This is a genomic window from Sulfurovum sp. (assembly GCF_036568385.1).
Taxonomy (GTDB): domain Bacteria; phylum Campylobacterota; class Campylobacteria; order Campylobacterales; family Sulfurovaceae; genus Sulfurovum.
Map to the genome: position 1 here is coordinate 1 of NZ_DATCSP010000018.1, position 19,406 is coordinate 19,406.

General features: G+C 43.7%; 18 protein-coding genes and 2 riboswitches. Of the genes, 14 read left to right on the forward strand and 4 right to left on the reverse strand.

Annotated elements, in window-relative coordinates:
* Nucleotides 1–78: 78 nt before the first annotated feature.
* A complete protein-coding gene (locus tag VIM88_RS02040; RefSeq protein ID WP_331861218.1) occupies nt 79–1,278 on the forward strand; it encodes an Mrp/NBP35 family ATP-binding protein in 1,200 nt (399 codons plus the stop codon).
* 133 nt (nt 1,279–1,411) lie between these two features.
* Here VIM88_RS02040 and VIM88_RS02045 read toward each other — a convergent pair whose 3' ends face one another.
* Nucleotides 1,412–1,747 (reverse strand): DUF3144 domain-containing protein, encoded by a 336-nt coding sequence (locus VIM88_RS02045; protein ID WP_331861219.1) that lies wholly within the window; start codon nt 1,745–1,747, stop codon nt 1,412–1,414.
* A 78-nt stretch (nt 1,748–1,825) separates the two neighbouring features.
* Here VIM88_RS02045 and VIM88_RS02050 point away from each other — a divergent pair, with 78 nt between their 5' ends.
* The 12 genes from VIM88_RS02050 (at nt 1,826) to VIM88_RS02105 (ending at nt 13,888) form a co-directional block, all read left to right on the forward strand.
* Nucleotides 1,826–2,083, forward strand: coding sequence for a hypothetical protein (locus VIM88_RS02050; RefSeq protein ID WP_331861220.1), 258 nt, complete (start codon nt 1,826–1,828; stop codon nt 2,081–2,083).
* 148 nt (nt 2,084–2,231) lie between these two features.
* A complete protein-coding gene (locus VIM88_RS02055; RefSeq protein ID WP_331861221.1) occupies nt 2,232–2,798 on the forward strand; it encodes a porin family protein in 567 nt (188 codons plus the stop codon).
* Nucleotides 2,799–2,990: 192 nt separating this feature from the next.
* Nucleotides 2,991–3,111: riboswitch (TPP riboswitch) on the forward strand.
* Between the two features lie 81 nt (nt 3,112–3,192).
* Nucleotides 3,193–5,079: a phosphomethylpyrimidine synthase ThiC gene (gene thiC, locus VIM88_RS02060; protein ID WP_331861222.1), complete on the forward strand. Its 1,887-nt coding sequence runs from the start codon at nt 3,193–3,195 to the stop codon at nt 5,077–5,079.
* A 171-nt stretch (nt 5,080–5,250) separates the two neighbouring features.
* Nucleotides 5,251–6,279, forward strand: a complete 1,029-nt coding sequence (locus VIM88_RS02065; protein WP_331861223.1) for an FAD-dependent oxidoreductase — start codon at nt 5,251–5,253, stop codon at nt 6,277–6,279.
* Complete coding sequence (gene thiS / locus VIM88_RS02070) at nt 6,276–6,479, forward strand: sulfur carrier protein ThiS (protein WP_331861224.1); 204 nt, start codon at nt 6,276–6,278, stop codon at nt 6,477–6,479. The genes VIM88_RS02065 and thiS overlap by 4 nt, the downstream gene beginning before the upstream one ends.
* Nucleotide 6,480: 1 nt before the next feature.
* Nucleotides 6,481–7,290 carry a thiazole synthase gene (locus tag VIM88_RS02075; protein ID WP_331861225.1) on the forward strand — a complete coding sequence of 270 codons (810 nt, stop codon included), beginning with the start codon at nt 6,481–6,483 and terminating at the stop codon, nt 7,288–7,290.
* A 61-nt stretch (nt 7,291–7,351) separates the two neighbouring features.
* A riboswitch (TPP riboswitch) is annotated at nt 7,352–7,463 on the forward strand.
* A 73-nt stretch (nt 7,464–7,536) separates the two neighbouring features.
* Nucleotides 7,537–9,615 (forward strand): TonB-dependent receptor, encoded by a 2,079-nt coding sequence (locus VIM88_RS02080; protein WP_331861226.1) that lies wholly within the window; start codon nt 7,537–7,539, stop codon nt 9,613–9,615.
* 13 nt (nt 9,616–9,628) lie between these two features.
* Nucleotides 9,629–9,889: a hypothetical protein gene (locus tag VIM88_RS02085; RefSeq protein ID WP_331861227.1), complete on the forward strand. Its 261-nt coding sequence runs from the start codon at nt 9,629–9,631 to the stop codon at nt 9,887–9,889.
* A 6-nt stretch (nt 9,890–9,895) separates the two neighbouring features.
* Nucleotides 9,896–10,888 carry a thiamine ABC transporter substrate binding subunit gene (gene thiB / locus VIM88_RS02090; RefSeq protein WP_331861228.1) on the forward strand — a complete coding sequence of 331 codons (993 nt, stop codon included), beginning with the start codon at nt 9,896–9,898 and terminating at the stop codon, nt 10,886–10,888.
* A 12-nt stretch (nt 10,889–10,900) separates the two neighbouring features.
* Nucleotides 10,901–12,520, forward strand: a complete 1,620-nt coding sequence (locus tag VIM88_RS02095; RefSeq protein ID WP_331861229.1) for an ABC transporter permease subunit — start codon at nt 10,901–10,903, stop codon at nt 12,518–12,520.
* Nucleotides 12,504–13,145 (forward strand): ATP-binding cassette domain-containing protein, encoded by a 642-nt coding sequence (locus VIM88_RS02100; protein ID WP_331861230.1) that lies wholly within the window; start codon nt 12,504–12,506, stop codon nt 13,143–13,145. The genes VIM88_RS02095 and VIM88_RS02100 overlap by 17 nt, the downstream gene beginning before the upstream one ends.
* Nucleotides 13,142–13,888 carry a choline/ethanolamine kinase family protein gene (locus VIM88_RS02105; protein ID WP_331861231.1) on the forward strand — a complete coding sequence of 249 codons (747 nt, stop codon included), beginning with the start codon at nt 13,142–13,144 and terminating at the stop codon, nt 13,886–13,888. Before VIM88_RS02100 ends, VIM88_RS02105 begins: the two co-directional genes overlap by 4 nt.
* On the opposite strand, the gene VIM88_RS02110 is transcribed toward VIM88_RS02105, so the two are convergent.
* Nucleotides 13,858–14,298 carry a hemerythrin family protein gene (locus VIM88_RS02110; RefSeq protein WP_331861232.1) on the reverse strand — a complete coding sequence of 147 codons (441 nt, stop codon included), beginning with the start codon at nt 14,296–14,298 and terminating at the stop codon, nt 13,858–13,860. The genes VIM88_RS02105 and VIM88_RS02110 overlap by 31 nt on opposite strands.
* A gap of 170 nt (nt 14,299–14,468) precedes the next feature.
* On the opposite strand from VIM88_RS02110, the gene VIM88_RS02115 reads away from it, so the two are divergent.
* A complete protein-coding gene (locus VIM88_RS02115; RefSeq protein WP_331861233.1) occupies nt 14,469–14,675 on the forward strand; it encodes an addiction module protein in 207 nt (68 codons plus the stop codon).
* A 362-nt stretch (nt 14,676–15,037) separates the two neighbouring features.
* Here the strand turns inward: VIM88_RS02115 and glmS are convergent, their stop codons facing one another.
* The gene (gene glmS / locus VIM88_RS02120) at nt 15,038–16,846 is read right to left on the reverse strand and encodes a glutamine--fructose-6-phosphate transaminase (isomerizing) (protein WP_331861234.1); all 1,809 of its coding nucleotides are present in this window, start codon (nt 16,844–16,846) and stop codon (nt 15,038–15,040) included.
* Between the two features lies 1 nt (nt 16,847).
* Nucleotides 16,848–19,319, reverse strand: coding sequence for a nucleotidyltransferase (locus tag VIM88_RS02125; RefSeq protein ID WP_331861235.1), 2,472 nt, complete (start codon nt 19,317–19,319; stop codon nt 16,848–16,850).
* Between the last annotated feature and the right edge of the window lie 87 nt (nt 19,320–19,406).

A 19,406-nucleotide genomic window follows, 5' to 3' on the forward strand; every position in this document is an offset into this window, starting at 1 on the left:
AAATATGAGGAAAAATTTCAATCTAATTTAAGATTTTGCTGGTATAACTCCTTATAACTAATTTAACTAGGATTAAACATGACACAAGAAAATGTATTAGAAGCGTTAAAAAATGTAATCTATCCGGGGTTCACAAAAGATATTGTCACTTTCGGTTTTGTAAAGGATATTCAGATCATTGATGATACGAATATCACTTTGACTATCGATATCACATCATCAGCAGATGAGGTAAAAGCGCAACTTAAAGAAGAAGCAACAACAGCGATGAACAAACTTGGCTTTGAACATGTTGGTATCAACATTATAGCGCCAGAAGCACCAAAGCAACTCTCCAATTCTGTAAGCGGTAAGAACATAGCACCGCACGTAAAAAACTTTGTAATGGTCAGTTCAGGTAAAGGTGGGGTCGGAAAATCAACTACATCGGTAAACCTGGCAGTTGCCATGGCAATGCAGGGTAAAAAAGTCGGTCTTTTGGATGCAGATATCTATGGGCCGAACATTCCTCGTATGATGGGTGTTGCAGACCAAAAACCGGAAATCGCTGGTAACAAATTACGTCCTTTAAAAGCATACGGTGTAGAAATTATGTCTATGGGTTCGATCATGGATGAAGGTGCGGCACTCCTTTGGAGAGGTTCTATGATCATGAAAGCGATCGAGCAGTTCCTGAGAGATATCTTATGGTCTGACCTGGATGTGCTTGTGATCGATATGCCTCCAGGAACAGGTGATGCACAGTTAACACTTGCACAGTCTGTACCTGTTACAGCAGGTATCACAGTAACGACACCTCAAGAGGTATCTTTGGATGACTCTAGACGTTCATTGACCATGTTCCAGAAACTTCATATCCCGACAGCAGGTATCATTGAGAACATGTCAGGGTTCATCTGTCCTTCATGTGACACTGAGTCAGATATTTTCGGTATGGGAACCACTGAGGCGGTTGCGAAAGAGTATGATACAGAAGTGATCGCCCGTATACCGATAGAACCTGCGATCAGAATTGGGGGAGATACAGGTATGCCTGTCACCTACCATAAGCCTGATTCCGAAACGGCTAAACGCTACCAGGAAGCGGCAAAAAATCTTCTTGCTTTCATTGACAAGGTCAATAAAGAGGGTCTCGCGGACAACTCAGCAGTACAGCCTACGACACCTCCGGGTGTCAGTGCCTGCAGTACAGGTGCTGCTGCCGCATCGACTCCGGCTCCGGCCAAAGAGTCAAAAGAGTCAGATGAAAGTTGTGGTACAGGCTGCGGCTGCCACTGATCCATCGCATGATAGGATGCCATCTTCTTTATGAAGATCGGCTCCTTTTATTGTTTCCTTCCGCTTTACGCTTCAAAACAAAAATCTAAAAACCATAGTAATGATGGTTTTATGGTCGGCAGACCGACTCTGACTACTTATCTTCCGGTGTATCCGTGGATTTTCCCATATATGAATCATAGTTCTTTATATAGTCGTCCAGATTCTCATTGAGCATGAGTTTGAACTGATTGACAAAGAAGTTAAGGATATCGTCTTTTTCTTTCGCCATCTCTTCGCTGTTTTCATACCCTGCAGCGGCTACCCATGCATTGAAACGTGCTGCAGCGAACATAAATGAGTTATTCATAAACACTGGGTGGGTTTCAGTTTTGAGATATCCGTTTGCCAGTCCTATCAGTGTGTCTACCCTTTTGTAGAACTGTTCATCTTTCTGGTTGTCGTTGGAAGGTTTTTCTGTTTGGGACATGGTCTCTTTCCTTGTTTTTGATGTATTGTACATTTTTTTGGTTATAATTCCAACTATATGAACATTAGGAACACCCCCATGACAAATGCAGAAAAACTTAAAAACCTGTTAGAATTAGAGATCATTCCGGACCTGGAAGTTGCCATAGATGAACTTTTTGCAGCGATAGACAAGGCGAAATCAGCCTCAAAAGAGCAGAAAGAAGACCTTGAAGAGATGAGGGAGATGCGAACGGAGTGTTTTGCCATCATTGAAGAACTTAAGCGTGATGAGCTTGAAGAAGAAGAGATAGAAGAACTCTTGGCCGAACTTGTAGATATGAAGACAGAAGAGTAGGTCAGTTTTCTCTTTTGCTTATTTATAGTAGGATACACTTCTTTTTAAGTACACAGAACAATAAAATTTTTCGATTTCATGTTGACTTTTAAGGATAAACAAGTGTATACTTCCCTGATTTTAAAAATTCAAAGAACAAGGACAAAACATGAAAAAAACAACACTATCAATTATTGCTGCGGCAGCAATGAGTACATTCGCGTTTGCAGGTGGAGATATCGCTCCGGTTGAGCCACAAGTCACAATACCAGAAGTGGTTGAAGAACCAGAATCAACAGGTGCATTCTATGTAGGTGCAGGTTATTCTTGGATCAATGCAGATTACGATAGCCACGGTGAGCATGATGGTGACGAAGTACTTCTATTGGCAGGATATAACTTCAATCCATATATCGGACTAGAGGCTAGATATGCTGGATTTACTGACGTTATGGAAAATTATGGAATCTATGTAAAACCGCAGTACCCGATCACTGATGCTGCAAAAGTGTATGCATTGCTTGGATACGGTGAGACAACACATGAGCATGGTGCTGTAGAACATTCTGGAGACGGTTTCCAATGGGGTCTTGGTGCTAGCTATGCAATGACTGAAAATATCGGTGTATTTGTAGACTATACAAACCTTTATGATGATTCATATAACGAAGGAAGTGTTAACGCCGGAGATGTTACAGTTGATTCTGTTAATGTAGGTGTAACTTATACTTTCTAAGAACCACTTGGACTTCTTCAGGGGCTGGAGCTTATCCAGTCCCTGTGTCCGCTTCACAAAACACTTTTGCATTTTTTAAAATAACACACCCCAAAAATTAGCTTTCTTTACATTTCTTTTTTGTTTCCATCAGCTTCTTGTTTCATAACCAGATTAAGCATCCTCTTATCTCACTTGTATTATAGTTCGGTTGTCAACCTCTCGGGGCGCTACTGTCTTTTGAACAAGGATAGGAGCTGAGATAGCATTCATTGCTTGTCCCGCTGAACTTGAACTGGGTAATACCAGCGTAAGGAAGAGAATTGTGACTAACTATATAAATTTTAATACTTAGAATTTATCTGCTTGTTTACTCCTCTTCCCGTAATTTAATATCTAATTAAAAGGGAATACAATGACAAAATCATTCAAAGACACATTAACAACTTCCAATGAGATGCTTACGCGTGAACCATTCCCGGCTTCACAGAAAGTATATTTAAAGGGTGAGATCCATAAAGATATCAGAGTACCGGTGCGCGAGATCACTTTAGGCGACGAGTCAAAACTGAGAGTCTACGATACTTCAGGTCCCTATACAGATCCGAGTGTTGAGATCGATGTAGGTGAAGGGATCCCTGCTATTCGTAAAGAGTGGATAATGGCACGTGGGGATGTAGAAGAGTACGAGGGACGCATCATGGCGCCTGAAGACAATGGCTACAACACCGATGAACAACTTAACTATGTAACTGCAGGGGCAAAAGGGCTTGTACGTACACCGCTCCGTGCAAAAAAAGGGAAAAATGTTTCCCAGCTTTGGTATGCAAGACAAGGGATCATCACTCCGGAGATGGAGTTCATCGCAATTCGTGAAAACCAGGACAGAGCGATGAATGAAGCGTATCTCCAAGATCAAGAGAGAGAAACAAGACTTAAAGGTGAGAGTTTCGGTGCGAACCTGCCAGAGGTGATCACACCTGAGTTTGTACGTCAAGAGGTAGCAGCGGGCCGTGCGGTCATCCCTTGTAACATTAACCATCCGGAAGTTGAACCTATGATCATCGGTCGTAACTTCCTTGTAAAGGTCAATGCAAACATCGGTAACTCGGCAACGACTTCAAGCATCGCTGAAGAGGTGGAGAAGATGGTATGGTCGACACGTTGGGGTGGAGATACGGTCATGGACCTCTCTACGGGTAAAAACATCCATACGACACGTGACTGGATCTTACGTAACTCTCCGGTGCCTATCGGGACAGTGCCTATCTATCAGGCACTTGAGAAGGTAAACGGTATCGCGGAAGACCTGACATGGGAAGTGTTTAGAGATACACTGATCGAACAGGCAGAGCAGGGGGTGGATTATTTTACCATTCACGCTGGGCTATTGCTGCACCATGTACCCATGACGACAAAGCGTGTGACGGGGATCGTTTCCCGCGGTGGAGCGATCATGGCAAAATGGATGATACATCACCACCAGGAGAACTTCCTCAATACGCACTTTGAAGAGATCTGTGAAATCATGAAAACATATGATGTCACCTTCTCACTCGGTGATGGTCTGCGTCCGGGAAGCACTGCGGATGCAAACGATGAAGCACAGTTCGCTGAACTTAAAGAGCTGGGACGTTTGACACAAATTGCCTGGAAACATGATGTACAGACGATCATCGAAGGTCCGGGACACGTGCCGATGCACATGATCAAAGAGAACATGGATAAGCAGCTTGAGTGGTGCCATGAAGCGCCGTTCTATACACTTGGGCCGTTAACGACTGATATCGCACCAGGGTATGACCACTTCACCTCAGGGATCGGTGCAGCAATGATAGGCTGGTACGGATGTGCGATGCTTTGTTATGTGACACCTAAAGAGCACTTGGGACTTCCGAACAGAGAAGATGTGAAAGAGGGACTTATCACTTATAAGATAGCGGCACACGCTGCGGATGTTGCCAAAGGACACCCTGGTGCACGTGCCAGAGATGATGCGATGAGCAAAGCAAGATTTGAGTTCAGATGGGTAGACCAGTTCAATATCGGTCTGGATCCTGAGCGTGCACGTGATTATCATGATGCGACACTTCCTATGGAAGCGGCTAAAGTGGCTCACTTCTGTTCGATGTGCGGACCGAAGTTCTGTTCTATGAAGATCTCTGCAGATGTACGTGAGTATGCAGATTCACTGGGAACAGATGTAGAGAGTGCAAAACAGCACGGAATGGAAGAGATGTCCATGAAATTCAAAGAGATGGGTTCAGAAGTCTATGTAGAGGCAGATAAGCTTCAAAGTTAATTTTGAATGAATCTTGTTTCTTAAGTACCGTATACTTTAATTGTGGCTTTGTTGTTCTCTTCATTTTTTTAGAAAAAACGAAGCAAAAAATCGTCGCTCCTCTCAAATCGCTCCGCTTACAAGGGTGTTCGGAGCGACTGGAGCACACTGTGTGTGATGAATGGAGAAAATATGAATATAGGAATTGCGGGTGTAGGTCTTGTCGGAAGAGTTTTGGCTTTAAATCTTCTGCAGCAGGGACATACACTAACACTTTTTGATGAAGATACAGCCTATGGTGATAAGGCAGCCGGTATGACCGCAGCGGGGATGCTTGCCGTTTTTGCCGAGCTGGAAAGTGCAGAGTCTGTTATTTTTGATCATGGAAACCGTTCTATAGCGCTGTGGCCTGGTCTGTTGGAGCAGGTCGGTATTCCGGATGCCTATCAGCAAAAGGGCAGTATTATTACGGCGCATCCTCAAGATTATAATGAGTTGGAGCATTTTATAGGTACTCTCAAATCCAAGGTAGAAGAAGCGTCAGAGATACAGCTTCTGGACAGAGAAGGATTGATGCAATTGGAGCCGGACCTCGAGCAACACCGTAAAGCTTTCTATATACCGCATGAAGGACAGGTGGATGCACAGCGTTTTATGAAAGCTTCGAGCGATTATCTGCTTGCACATCCGGACGTTACGTGGCATCAGGAGACTAAAGTGACCCATATCTCGGACGGTACTATTACAGTAGGGGATGAGAGTAAAACATTTGACTGGGTATTTGATTCGCGGGGACTGGGTGCACAAGAGGACATCAGTGACCTGCGCGGTGTACGCGGAGAGGTCTTTTGGCTGGATGCCCCTGAAGTGAAGATCAGCAGACCGACACGTATGCTGCATCCGCGCTATAAGATCTACATCGTTCCGCGGCCTAACAACAGGTATGTGATCGGTGCGACCGAGATAGAGAGTGAAGATAAAAGCCCGATGTCCGTGCGTTCGAGCCTGGAGCTGCTTTCAGCCGTATACAGCATGCATTCGGGATTTGCAGAAGCACGTATTGTCAATATGCTTACCAATTGCCGTCCTTCATTAAGAGACAATTTACCAAAAATAGAGCATAGTAATAAAATGACTCGTATCAATGGTCTGTATCGTCATGGCTATCTTCTGGCACCTGCAGTGGTAGAAGAAGCGTTGAGAGAAGGAGTGAATCGATGATAAAAGTATCCGTAAATGGCGAAATGAAAGAGCTCGAGAACGGTTTAAACGTCAGTGAGATGATAGAAGCACTGGAATATAAGGTCAAAGGCTTTGCTGTAGCGGTCAATACTACTTTTGTACCTATCGCTAAATACAATGAGACAATTATAAAAGAGGGAGACACGATAGATATTTTGGCTCCCGTACAAGGTGGATGAGATGACCAAACACGTAGGGACAGACAATACATGGCAGATAGGCGGAAAAACATTGAGCAGCAGACTGCTTATAGGTTCTGCACTCTATCCAAGCCCCGCCAACATGGAAGATGCGATCAGGATCTCGGGGGCACAGATCGTTACGGTATCACTAAGACGACAAGCGGCCGGCGAGGGAAGGGGCAACCCTTTCTGGGACATCATCAAATCGCTGAACATCGAAGTACTGCCCAATACGGCAGGTTCGCACTCGGCCAAAGAGGCCATCACTACAGCACAGATGGCCAGAGAAGTGTTTGGTACGAACTGGGTAAAGCTTGAAGTGATCGGCGATCAGTACAATCTGCAGCCAGACCCGTTTGAGACGGTAAAAGCAGCTGAAGTGCTCATCAAAGAAGGGTTTGAAGTCTTCCCCTATACGACAGATGACCTCGTTGTGGCAAAGCGTTTGGCAGATGTAGGTTGCAAGATCATTATGCCATGGGGTTCTATGATAGGCTCAGGAAAGGGACTGATGAACCCGGACAATCTTTTGGCCATCCGTAAGCAGTTCCCGGACCTTCAGCTGGTGGTGGATGCCGGTATAGGAAAACCGTCCCATGCCGCACAGGCAATGGAACTGGGATATGATGCAGTACTGCTGAACTCAGCCATCGCTTTGGCACAGGACCCTGTAAAAATGGCTGATGCATTCAGGTTAGCGGTAGAAGCAGGACGACTGGGGTATGAAGCAGGTGTCATGAAAGAGCGTGAATTCGCTTCTCCTTCCACACCTACGATCGGTACACCCTTTTGGCATCAGTTTGATTAAAACATCTTATAGTAAGCCCCGATTTAAGGATTATGATAGCTTATTTCTTGTATAAGTAGGAATCAATCTCTCGGGGTGCCGGATCTTTTATGATTTGGCTGAGATAGCACAAAGCTTGACCCGTAGAACTTGAACTGGCTAATACCAGCGTAGGGAAGAGACTTGTACATAATCTACTTCGATAAGTTATTTATCGCTTTTATTTACTCCTCCTCCTTTACTTTCTACATATTTTAAGGGGATAATATGAAAACAAAAATTTTAACGGGTTCGATCATCGCATCGTACGCATTACTCGGCACACCTGCATTTGCGGAAGAGGTCACACTTGATCCGGTTGTGGTGAGTGCTGACTTTAGGGAACAGAATCTTTCAAGGGTAAGTAACAGTGTTACTGTGATAGGAGAAGAGGATATTTATGATAAAGCATCTCAATCTTTTATAGAAGTTCTGGCTGCTACACCAAACGTAAATTATTCAGCAGGTGCATCTAAAGCAAAATACATTCAAATACGTGGTATCGGAGAAAGAAGTCAATATGAAACACCAATCAATCCATCTGTAGGATTGATGATAGATGGTATTGACTTTTCTTATGCAGCACTGGGTGCAACACTTTTTGATGTAAATCAGGTAGAGGTGCTTAAAGGACCTCAAGGAACGACTTTTGGTGCGAACGGCCTTGCGGGAGTAGTAAGTTTGCAGAGTAATGAGCCTACCAAGGAGACTGAAGGACACATTGAAGCAACTGTTGGTAACTACAATACCAAAGCATTAGGTGCAGCTGTAGGTGGAACTTTGATCGAAGATACTTTACTGGGTAGATTTTCTATCTATAAGAACACCAGTGATGGATATATGAAAAATAGTTATTTAGGTCGTGACGATACTCAAAATATTGATGAGTTGACTGCAAAAGGTCAACTCCGATGGATGGCATCTGAAAACCATACTATTGATTTGAATGCAATTCATGTAAATATAGATAACGGATATGATGCATTTACTTTAGATAATAGTTGGGATTCGCATTCAGATCAGCCTGGCCAAGATACACAAAAAACCAATGCATTTGCACTCAAATCAACCTATGAATTCGATAAAATGAAATTGATCTCGAAACTTAGTCACTCTACATCGGATATGACGTATAGTTATGATGAAGATTGGAGTTATCTGGGAGAATTCGCATCTACACCTTGGCCATATATGGGATTTGATGAATATAATAGAGAACAAAAATTGACAGATATTGATATCCGTTTGGTCTCAGATGAAGATGGGCGTATCTTTGGAGGAAGAACAGACTGGACGATAGGAGCATATGCTAAAAAGTTTGAAGAAGCATTAGACAGATATCGCCCAACCGATTACGGTGCGGAACTAAACTTTGACAGTAATTATGAATCTAGAAATATAGCACTGTACACCCAGTTAGATACGCATATCGATGATCAATTGACACTTGTAACCGGTCTGAGAGTTGAGGATTGGAAAGCAGAATATAGTGACTCTCATGATGTAATTATAGACAATGATGAAGAGATGGTTGGTGGTAAAATCGGATTGAACTATCAATATGATAATACAACCCTTCTTTTTGCCAACTTATCCAAAGGTTATAAACCAGGTGGAGTGAATCCAGGTTCGACTCTAAGTATGGAGGATAAAACATTTGCTACTGAAACATTATGGAATTTGGAAACAGGAGTAAACTCTTCACATTTTGATAATACATTAAAAAGCAGATTGAATCTCTTTTATGGAAAACGCAAAGATATGCAGGTCGAACTATATGATGTTGATGGACATAGTTTTACAGATTATCTTTCCAATGCTGCAGAAGGAAGCTATTATGGGCTTGAGTCTCAACTAGACTTTTATCCAAATGATTCACTTTACCTTTATTCAAGTGTAGGATTATTAAAATCAGAGTTTGATGAATACAGTCCAGAATTGGAAGGAAGAGCACCGGCACAATCTCCTAAGTATCAGTATAATATAGGGTTACATTATATGTTTGCTGAAGCATGGACCTTTAAAACAAACGTAGAAGGTAAAGGAAGCTATTATTTTTCGAATACACATGATCAAAAATCGAACTCATATGCATTGTTCAACAGTAGCCTAGAATACATTAATGGTAATTTTACTACAACACTTTGGGCTAGGAATATTACAGATAAAGAGTATGCAGTAAGAGGGTTCTACTGGGGAAATAATCCTACTCCTACGCCTGGGTATCCTGATGGTTATGAACCAGAGCTATATACTCAAAAGGGAACTCCAAGAACCTTTGGTCTAACCGTATCTTACGACTTTTAACAAGGAATTCTAGATGGAAATCTCTGTAGACATCAGCATGTACCCGCTTCAGCGCGAGTTTGAAGCGCCAATTTTGGCCTTTATCGCTGAGCTTGAGAAAGAGCCAAGTGTTGAGGTAGTCCGTAATGAACTCAGCACGCAGGTGCATGGTGACTATAAAGTGATCATGGCACTCTTGGAAAAAGAGATGTTTTCGGTCTTTACAGAGATTCCAGACTCTGTTTTTGTATTGAAACTTGTAGGTAATAATAGACAGGGTATATATGGGATATAATCTTTTATGATCAAATTATTACAGATACTCCTACTACTTACAGTGACTGCATTCAGTAATGAAAAACCGACACTGACCATCTACACCTATGATGCTTTCGCAGCGTCATGGGGTCCTGCACCTAAAATAGCCAAAGCATTTGAAGCAAAGCACAACTGTACCCTGAAGTTTGTAGGTATCTCAAGCTCCATCGGTGCACTGCGCAAGATACAGCTCGAAGGCAAGAACACCAAGGCAGACATCCTGCTGGGCTTGGATACCAGTATCGCACAGGTAGCCAAAAAAACGGGACTCTTCGCAACACATGAGGTCAACACCTCTTCGTTAGACCTGCCGGTAGCGTACAGCGATGATACCTTTGTTCCTTTTGACTACAGCTACTTCGCCTTTGTCTATGATGAGAACAGACTCAAAAATGTGCCGGACTCATTTGAAGCCTTGGCTTCTATGCCGGAAGATTTCAAGATCGTCATCCAGGACCCTCGCTCTTCTACGGGAGGACTGGGACTGCTTTTATGGGTCAAGATGGTGTACGGAGATCAAGCCGGAGCGTACTGGAAACGTTTGTCTCCCTACATTCTCACCATTACCAAAGGCTGGTCAGAAGCGTATGGACTTTTCTTGAAAGGTGAAGCGGATATGGTATTGTCCTACACCACTTCACCCGCATACCACATGGTCGAAGAGCATAAAACCAACATCAGATCTGCTGCCTTCAAAGAGGGGCACTATGGGCAGATAGAGGTTGCTGCCGTACTTAAAAGCTCCAAACAGCAAGCGCTGGCGCAACAGTTTTTAGCCTTTATGCACAGCCAGACCTTTGCAGATATCATCCCTACGTCCAATTGGGCCTATCCTGTGGTCAAGACAGAACAAGGTCTGCCTAAAGCCTTTGAGACACTTACACAGCCTTCCAAAATGATGCTGCTGGATGGGAAAATGGTGGAGGCACAGAGAAAAGAGATCATCAACGAGTGGCTTGGGGCACTGGAAAGATAGATGTTCAAAGAGGTGAAACGACTTAGATATTCCCTGCTGCCTGGAGGCTTGGTCTCTGTCTTGCTGCTGGGGTTTGCCTTTTCACTCTTTTTCATACTTTTCATCTCTCAGGATGATGCCCAGCTTACCCAACTTGACAGCAGGGTTTTCTCTCTTTTAAAGTTCACACTCTACCAGGCATTTTTATCTACCCTGCTATCTATTCTGGTAGGAGTTTCTTTGGCCTGGAGTCTGGCACACCAGGCACACTTCAAGGGCCGCTCTTTATTGGTCGCACTCTTCTCCTCCTCTTTGGTATTCCCGACACTGATCGTAGTCTTTGGACTGATCGCTGTACTGGGACGTAACGGGTGGGTCAACCAACTCGGTCTCGCCCTGTTCGATCACTCTTTCGGTGCTTATCTTTACGGGTTGGGCGGCATTTTGGTCGCGCATGTCTATCTGAATGCTTCGTTTGCTTCGAGGTCACTGCTGCATGCGTTTGAATCCATCCCTAAAGAGAAGTACAAACTTGCAAAAAGTCTGCGTTTTACGGCCTTTGAAAGGTTTATCTATGTGGAGTGGCCTGCTTTGCGTACGACACTTTTAAGCACCGCTTCGACGATCTTTCTTTTGTGTTTTACCTCTTTTGCCATCGTACTGGTCCTGGGCGGTTCACCGGCATACAATACGCTGGAAGTGGCCATCTATGAAGCGGTCAAACTGGATTTTGACATTGCCATGGCGTTGAAACTGGCACTCATCCAGCTGGCAGTGACGACCCTGCTGGTGCTTTTCTCTTCCAACTTCAGAAGCAGCGTAGCAAACATTAAGACAGGCAGTCTGGATATCCCCTGGAGAGAGCCAAAGCACATCAAACGTTTGCAAGCAGCCATCATAGGCCTCTTCGCACTCTTTTTTATCCTGCCTCTGCTGGCCATCATCATAGATGGGTTCGGTGCGGACTTTGCCAGGATCCTTACCGAACCTTTGTTCATCAAATCGTTTGTGACAAGCATTTCGATCGCGACGGTTTCGAGTCTGTTGACCGTGCTGTTCGCCATCGCTTTAAGTGATGTAAAAAGAAATTTCACCCTGAAATACCGTTTGGCTGACAGCAGATCTGCAAAAGTTTTCAATACTATGATCGCTTTTTCGGGGAATCTGTATCTTGCGGTGCCTTCATTGATCATGGGACTGGGATTTTTCCTTCTGTCCCAAAGCATCGAAGCACCACTGGCAGTATGGTCAACGATCGCACTGCTGACTGCCAATGTACTGATGTCCCTGCCGTTCGCACTTTCTGTTTTGGCTCCTGCGATGCAAAAAACAGCGCAGCGGTATGACAAACTGGTCTTTTCTCTAAATCTTACAGCGCTTCAAAGGTGGGTCTACTGCGAGTATCCCTATTTGAAGTCATCGATCGGTTATGTGCTTGCCCTCTCTTTTTGTTTTTCCCTGGGAGATTTGGGTATCATAGCACTGTTCGGATCGGATGAGTTTTTAACCTTACCCTGGTATCTGTATCAGCTTATGGGGTCCTACCGCACAAGTGATGCAGCAGGGGTTGCACTGATCCTTTTAACCATCACGTTGAGTGTATTTATCTTGTTGCCAAGACTATTTAGGAGTACCGTTGCTAAAGATCACTAATCTCACCTATCAGCATGACAGTGCAGAGGATATCTACAGATATTCAATGACGGTAAAACCCAAAGAGGTCGTAGCGATACTGGGGCAGAGCGGAAGCGGAAAGTCGACGCTCCTTGATCTTCTGGCAGGATTCTTGCCTGCATCAAGCGGCAGTATCACTTTGGGGGATGAGGAGTTGACGGAGTTGTCGGTTGAAGAAAGACCCGTCACGATACTCTTTCAAGCGCATAACCTTTTTGAACATCTGACGGTACAAAAAAATATACTTTTGGGGATCAGTAAAACACTCAGGCCGAGCAAGGCAGAGAGTGAGAAGGTCAAAACTATACTGGAAAAAGTAGGGCTGGAAAAGTATGCAGATACCCTGGTCTCATCGCTCTCGGGAGGCCAACAGCAGCGTGTGGCACTGGCGCGGGTACTGATACGGCGTGAACCTGTCCTTCTTCTGGATGAGCCTTTTACAGGGCTGGATCCCGATACAAGGGGGCAGATGCTTGACCTGGTCAAAAAGATCACTGTGGAGAATGGGCTGCACACCGTTATGGTCACGCACGAGGTTCAGGACTGTGAACGTATCGCAGATAGGGTCTACAAAATGGAAAATAACACGCTGGTAGCACCATGATCGAGCAGCTCAAACAATACACACTTTTTGAGAACAGCACTATAGAAGCCTATACATTACTTGAAAACCAGGGCTACTGCAATGAAAATTATCTGATCCACAGTGAAGAGAAAAAGTATATCTTACGTAAGTTCATTCGAACCGATATAGACAGAGCATTTGAGTTCGAAGTACAAAAGAGGGCCCATGAGATCGGTATCAGTGCTGAGCCTTTGCTGCTGGATCAAGAGAATGCCTTGAGCATCTCGACCTATGTGGAAGGCAAGCATAAAGACAGGTTGGGAAAAAGTGACCTGGAGCAATTTGCCGAGGTATTGAAAAAACTGCACGCCTTGAAGATAGAAGGTGCCTCTATCAGCCTGGAAAGGCTGATAGAGACACCATCCGAGGAGGTGCAGAATGCGCTCAGAACTATTCATACTTTTGAGTCAGAAACGGTATTGTGCCACAACGATCTGAATCCGAAAAATGTCTTGTTCGCAGACACGATCCGATTGATCGACTGGGAATATGCTTCGGCCAACGACAGGTATTTTGATCTGGCATCCGTGGCTGTGGAGTTTGCGTTATCTGCAGAAGAGGAAGCGCATTTTTTAGGCAGTTATTTTAGGACAGACAGTGAAATAAAATATGAAAAACTCAAGGCTTATAAAGTCATTTATAAAGCCTTATGCATGCAATGGTTTGATACTTTAAAGAGTGAACAAGAAGATCAACAGACACCTCCGCCACAAGGTGACTGACCGGTAGCAAAAAAGCGGGCGGTCACGGTATCCATGGTAGAGATATGTGTCTGAAGCCAAGCTGGCAATGTTTCAATAAAATAGGTCTTTAGCGCTTTGATGTCCCTTTGCTGCTGCCAATGGGAAAACAGGTCGCGCATCTCCTGTAGTGCTCTGTCGTGTTCTCCCTTATGTGCAAGATAAGGAGGAAAATGCATCTCCTGCATTTTGATCTCTTCTTTCTGAAAATGATTCACCGTATGTTCTATCCATTGCGTATAGAGTTTGTCTATGGTTTCTGCACTTTCTTCACTTCCGTCATAGGCAAGTATATGTTCAAAAATAGTGTTGATGAGTTCTACCTCTTCTTTGTGTGTATCATTCATAAATGCTTGAGAAACTTGAGGGATATCTTCATGAGAAATCAGCATAAACATCCTTTCATACTTTTATTTTAGATCTATAGATCATATCAAAGAAATTAAAATACAGTATTGACAATAGTCAAGAGCATTATTTTATTGTAATACCTTATTACTTTAATAAGAAATGAAAATATGTTATAATTACCCAAATGATTTAAAGGATTATCATGAGAGCCATGGACGAGATATTTTCGGATATTTTACCTCTGAGCCATACGGATAAGTTGCTACTTGTAGATAGAATATTGGCATCGCTTTACCCTGCAAATAGAGGGGTAGAAGCGATCTGGAAAGATGAAGCTGAAGAGAGGTTGGAGGCTTATGATCAAGGTGATATCTCTACTGCAGATGAAAAAGATATATTTATCAAGTACAAGAGATAGTTTATGTTTCCTGTTAAGTTTTTAGAGTTGGCTCAAAATGAGTTAAATGATGTTTTTGAATTTTATGAATATAAAAAAGATCATCTAGGATATGACTTTATAGAAGAGACTATCAATACGCTCAGACTTATACAAAGCTACCCGGAGATCTGGCCAAAAAGTTCTAGTCATACACAAAGATGTTTCATCAAGGGGTTTCCCTATATCCTTATGTACCAAAAAGTTGATAGTACCATTGTTGTAGTTGCCATTGTCAATCTCTATAAGAAGCCTATACACTGGGCCTCAAAGACAGTTTCAGAATATTCAAAAGGTCGTATCCCTATACTTCCAGAAACCATATACATCAGGTAATAGTACTACTATTCCACAGTCACAGACTTGGCGAGGTTCCTAGGCATATCTACATCATTTCCGAGTCTTATGGAAACTTCAAGCGCAAGCAACTGTGTCACTACCATCATTTCAAAAAACTCCAACATCGGGTGGGAATCGTAGGTGGTCTGGATGAAGTCATCAGCCAGTTCGAACGGCTCTGGCGAAATGGCCAATATCGTCGCATCTCTGGCACTGAGCTCCTCCACGTTGGACTTGATCTTGTCATAATGCATGCTCTTTGGCATCAGGGCGATCGTGAAGAGTTCACTGTCAGCCAGGGCGATAGGCCCGTGTTTCATCTCGCCTGCAGGGTATCCTTCCGCATGCATGTAGCTTATCTCTTTGAGTTTTAATGCACCTTCCAGCGCAAGCGGGTAGAAAATATCTCTACCGATAAAGAAAAAGCCGTGTCCATGCAGATAGCGCTTGGAGAGTCTGTGCAGTTTTGCATGCAGGGCATCGGTGACGATCAGCGCTTTAGGCGTGTGGAGCATTGCCCCGATCTCAGTACGCAGCACCTCTTGGGTAATGGTCTCTTTCTTTTGACCCATATAAAGGGCCAGCATCCAAAGTACCATGGTCTGTGTTGCAAAGGCTTTGGTACTTGCAACCCCTTTCTCTATACCGGCCCTTGTCAGGATCGCAGCATCACTTTCACGCACGATGGAGGAGTTGTCCACATTGCAGACACTGAGGCTTTTCAGTCCTGCACGTTTTGCCATTTTCAGGGCTTCAAGGGTATCGGCTGTTTCCCCGCTTTGCGAGATAGTGATAAAGAGGGTATCTTTGGTCAGCAAAGGATCTTTGTATCTGAACTCCGAAGCGATCTCTACATCACACCTTACTTTTGCGATACGTTCAAAGAGGTACGCGGAGGTGAGGGCAGAGTGGTAGCTGGTACCGCAGGCACAGATCTTTATGGCAGAGATCCCTTCAAAGAAATTTGCGTCCAGTTCATCAAACGCAATGGCATCGTCAAGCACACGTCCCATCATGGTTTCGCTCATGACCCGGCTCTGCTCATAGATCTCTTTTTCCATAAAGAAGCGGTACCCGTCTTTTTGCGCAAGTATTTTGTCCGCACTCAGTTTTTGTGTGGTGAAACTTTTACTTCCCTCCCTGTCGAACAGATGCACTTTACCCTCTTGGACATAACCATACTCACCGTCTTCAAGATAATACACTTCTGTTGCCTTGCCTATGACAGGCGTATCCGAAGAAGCAAAATAAATTTCTTCTTTATCGAATCCTATCAGCATGGGAGAGCCGTTCTTTGCAAAGAAAATGGTGTCAGGGGCAGCCTCGGTGATCAGCAGTGTTGCATAGGCACCCTCCAGTCTTTTGATGGTTTTTTCAAAAGCAGAAAAAGGCTCATTGGATGCATTGTGGTATTTTTCAAAAAGGTGCACGATCGTTTCAGTATCTGTCTGGCTGAGAAAGGTTACCCCTTCATGTTGAAGTTCTGTCTTGAGCGCCTGGTAATTTTCGATGATACCGTTATGCACGACATAAGAGTATGCACCCAAGTGCGGATGTGCATTGAGTTCGGTCGGTTTACCGTGGGTTGCCCAGCGTGTATGCCCGATGGAGATACCGAAACCTTCACTTTTATACCCTTTGGTCTTTTCACGTAGGTTCTCAAGTTTACCTATCGCTTTGTAGTCATGAAGTTTCTTTCCTTCGATCACAGCAATACCTGCAGAGTCGTACCCCCTGTATTCAAGTTCCTGCAATCCCTCAAGAAGTATCTCTTTTTTCTCTTTATGTCCTATGTACCCAACAATTCCACACATTTTAGTTATTTCCTGTAAGCTTATCTATTATAGTGTCAACATTATGACAAAAGTTTCCATTCTTTTCGATGAGAAACATATCTCTTGCCCTGTTTTTGATCGTATGCACTTTTGCTGTGGCAATATCGACACCTATCTCATCAAAAATGCCTATGACATAGGCCAGCAAACCTTTTTGATCTTGACAGTTGAGGTTCATCAGGGCATAGGTCTTGGAGTGTTCCGTATCGATGGTGAGTTCCTCTTTGTGAATGACCGGTATAGCACTTTTGTAACTCTTTTGGGTATCGAACGAATCATGAAGTATCTTTTCAATGTGCATGATCTCTTCTGTATCGACATTGCCTGCAAAATCTATTTTAAAATATTTCAATTCATCAAAAAGTTTGCAGATGTCCATGTGTACCACTCCCAGCGCAGAGAGTTTTCCCAGAAGATAGGCGATATTAAAGGGTTTTCTTCTAATGACCTCGATGGAGAGGTGTGCTTCTCGTTGAATGTCAAACGTATAGGCTTCCGTTGCAAAAGCTTTGTGAGCGATCTCAACTATTTTGGCGGGGGTATACTGCAAGAAGAGCAGGTCCGAAGGGATTTGCAATATTTTTTTTTGCTGCAGCGCGGTGAGCTTCTTAAAGAGCGCATTGCCTGAGAGTCTCTGTTCTTTTTTAAGACGCTTGGTCGCTACATCCAGCATGTGAGGGTTTTTTAATGCTTCCAGAGCATTGAGGTAGAGTGTTTTGATCAGTTTTGCATTAAAGGGGTTGTAGATACCTTCACCCACGCCATTCATATCGGCATAGGTGAGTATGTAGATCATATCCAAGAGTTTTTTACTTTTAAAATGGGCTGTGAAATCCAAAATGGTTTTTTCATTATAGACATCTTTTCTCTGTGCGGTATTGCTCATCAGAGTGTGGTAGTGTATCAGCGTTTCACCCTGAGCGATATAGTCAGTTTCGAGATTGATCTTTTTTGCAAATACTTTAAAAAGAGAGGCTCCGACGTAGTGGTGGTCACGTTTGCGCCCCTTGCCGGCATCGTGCAAAAAAGTGACGATCTTCAGCATCATTTTTTCTTTACTGTTAAGTTTGTCAAAAAGAGCCTGTATAAAAGGATCTTTTATATTTTCCAGATGGTAGACGCAGTGTATGGAGTGTATATCGACCGCATACTGATGATACCCGTCAAACTGGGGAAGATCGACCACTTTTTTGATAGCCGGTATGGTGTATTGTAAAAGCCGTGCATAGGAGAGGGCATTGAGTATGGAATGGCTATGGGGCTGGTGGAATATCTCAGAAATTGTCTTGTAAAGTATCTTGCCGGGACGTTCGGGTCTTTTTACAGTGATCAGCTTTTGTAGAAAAGTGGGATGCACGTGAAAAGGTTCCGTTGCATGGGCACAGAGCTCTTTCAAAAGATCATTGAAGTTCTGTGCTTCTTTTTTGGGATAGACGAAATTTTCATTTTGATCCTCAGGGATATGCTCACGCGTTAAGATATCGATCCATATCGTACTGTAAAGTCTAATGATCTTTAAACTTTCTGTCACTTTCTGCGCACAGCGCATCTGGCCGCCATAGCCTTTTTTATACCCAAGCAGACGTGCGATGTCCGGGATCAGGTCAAGCCGCAAGGTATCCTCTTTTTTGCCTGTGACCAAATGCATCGCTGAACGCACCCGGAAGAGAAACTCCAGTGCCATACGGAAGGTACGATACTCCTTCTCGTCCACTACATCAGAGGGTAGGTCTTTGATGTTGTCGACGTTGAACCGTATTTTCCCTATCCAAAAAACGAGGTTGGCATCACGAAAACCGCCCACACCCTCTTTCAGGTTGGGTTCCATGGCAAGGGGGTACTTCTTGTGTTTGTGCTCCTGCTCACTTAGTTTGCTTTGAATGAACCCTTTAATATCATCATGGCGTATCTGGCTGATGGCATTCTGCGTTTCCATCCAGACAAAAGCGGACCCCTCTATAAAACGCGACTCTATCAGTGCGGTCTTGATGGTGATGTCTGTTCTTGACACCTCTTTCAGTTCTTCAACGGTATGGACGCGATGTCCAAGTTTCAGTCCGGTATCCCAAAGTATATAGAGTATTTTCTCTATCATCTCTTTGAGATTGTACCCAGGCACCTCTTTGTAGACGATCATCAGGTCGATATCTGAATGGACACAGAGCTGTTCTCTTCCATAACTGCCCAGTGCCACAAGCGAAAGGGGTATGGCGTTCTTCATGGGAGCATAGTCGCCGAACATTTCCCTGTGGGCCACTTTGTAGACGGTCTTTAAGATACTGTCTATTTTTTTGGTGTGTTTGACCAGAAAGTCTTTCCCCCCGGATGTGACGAACGTCTCTTCCAGTGTCTCAAAGTAGTTTTTGATGTCCTGTTTCAGTACCTTGGCTATTTTAATATCGGGTGCGTTTTCATGTAAAAGTGTTTCTATTTCCCTTTTTACATCATCCACGTCAGGCTCCCTAATGTTTTAGTGATATAATACCCAAAAATAACTATGGATATATACAAATGGATTTGATACAAAAGGTACGCAATA

Excerpts from the sequence above, each read along its gene's own strand:
- VIM88_RS02040 (WP_331861218.1), top strand. The coding sequence starts at position 79 with ATGACACAAGAAAATGTATTAGAAGCGTTAAAAAATGTAATCTATCCG.
- VIM88_RS02045 (WP_331861219.1), bottom strand. The coding sequence starts at position 1,747 with ATGTCCCAAACAGAAAAACCTTCCAACGACAACCAGAAAGATGAACAG.
- VIM88_RS02050 (WP_331861220.1), top strand. The coding sequence starts at position 1,826 with ATGACAAATGCAGAAAAACTTAAAAACCTGTTAGAATTAGAGATCATT.
- VIM88_RS02055 (WP_331861221.1), top strand. The coding sequence starts at position 2,232 with ATGAAAAAAACAACACTATCAATTATTGCTGCGGCAGCAATGAGTACA.
- thiC (WP_331861222.1), top strand. The coding sequence starts at position 3,193 with ATGACAAAATCATTCAAAGACACATTAACAACTTCCAATGAGATGCTT.
- VIM88_RS02065 (WP_331861223.1), top strand. The coding sequence starts at position 5,251 with ATGAATATAGGAATTGCGGGTGTAGGTCTTGTCGGAAGAGTTTTGGCT.
- thiS (WP_331861224.1), top strand. The coding sequence starts at position 6,276 with ATGATAAAAGTATCCGTAAATGGCGAAATGAAAGAGCTCGAGAACGGT.
- VIM88_RS02075 (WP_331861225.1), top strand. The coding sequence starts at position 6,481 with ATGACCAAACACGTAGGGACAGACAATACATGGCAGATAGGCGGAAAA.
- VIM88_RS02080 (WP_331861226.1), top strand. The coding sequence starts at position 7,537 with ATGAAAACAAAAATTTTAACGGGTTCGATCATCGCATCGTACGCATTA.
- VIM88_RS02085 (WP_331861227.1), top strand. The coding sequence starts at position 9,629 with ATGGAAATCTCTGTAGACATCAGCATGTACCCGCTTCAGCGCGAGTTT.
- thiB (WP_331861228.1), top strand. The coding sequence starts at position 9,896 with ATGATCAAATTATTACAGATACTCCTACTACTTACAGTGACTGCATTC.
- VIM88_RS02105 (WP_331861231.1), top strand. The coding sequence starts at position 13,142 with ATGATCGAGCAGCTCAAACAATACACACTTTTTGAGAACAGCACTATA.
- VIM88_RS02110 (WP_331861232.1), bottom strand. The coding sequence starts at position 14,298 with ATGCTGATTTCTCATGAAGATATCCCTCAAGTTTCTCAAGCATTTATG.
- VIM88_RS02115 (WP_331861233.1), top strand. The coding sequence starts at position 14,469 with ATGGACGAGATATTTTCGGATATTTTACCTCTGAGCCATACGGATAAG.
- glmS (WP_331861234.1), bottom strand. The coding sequence starts at position 16,846 with ATGTGTGGAATTGTTGGGTACATAGGACATAAAGAGAAAAAAGAGATA.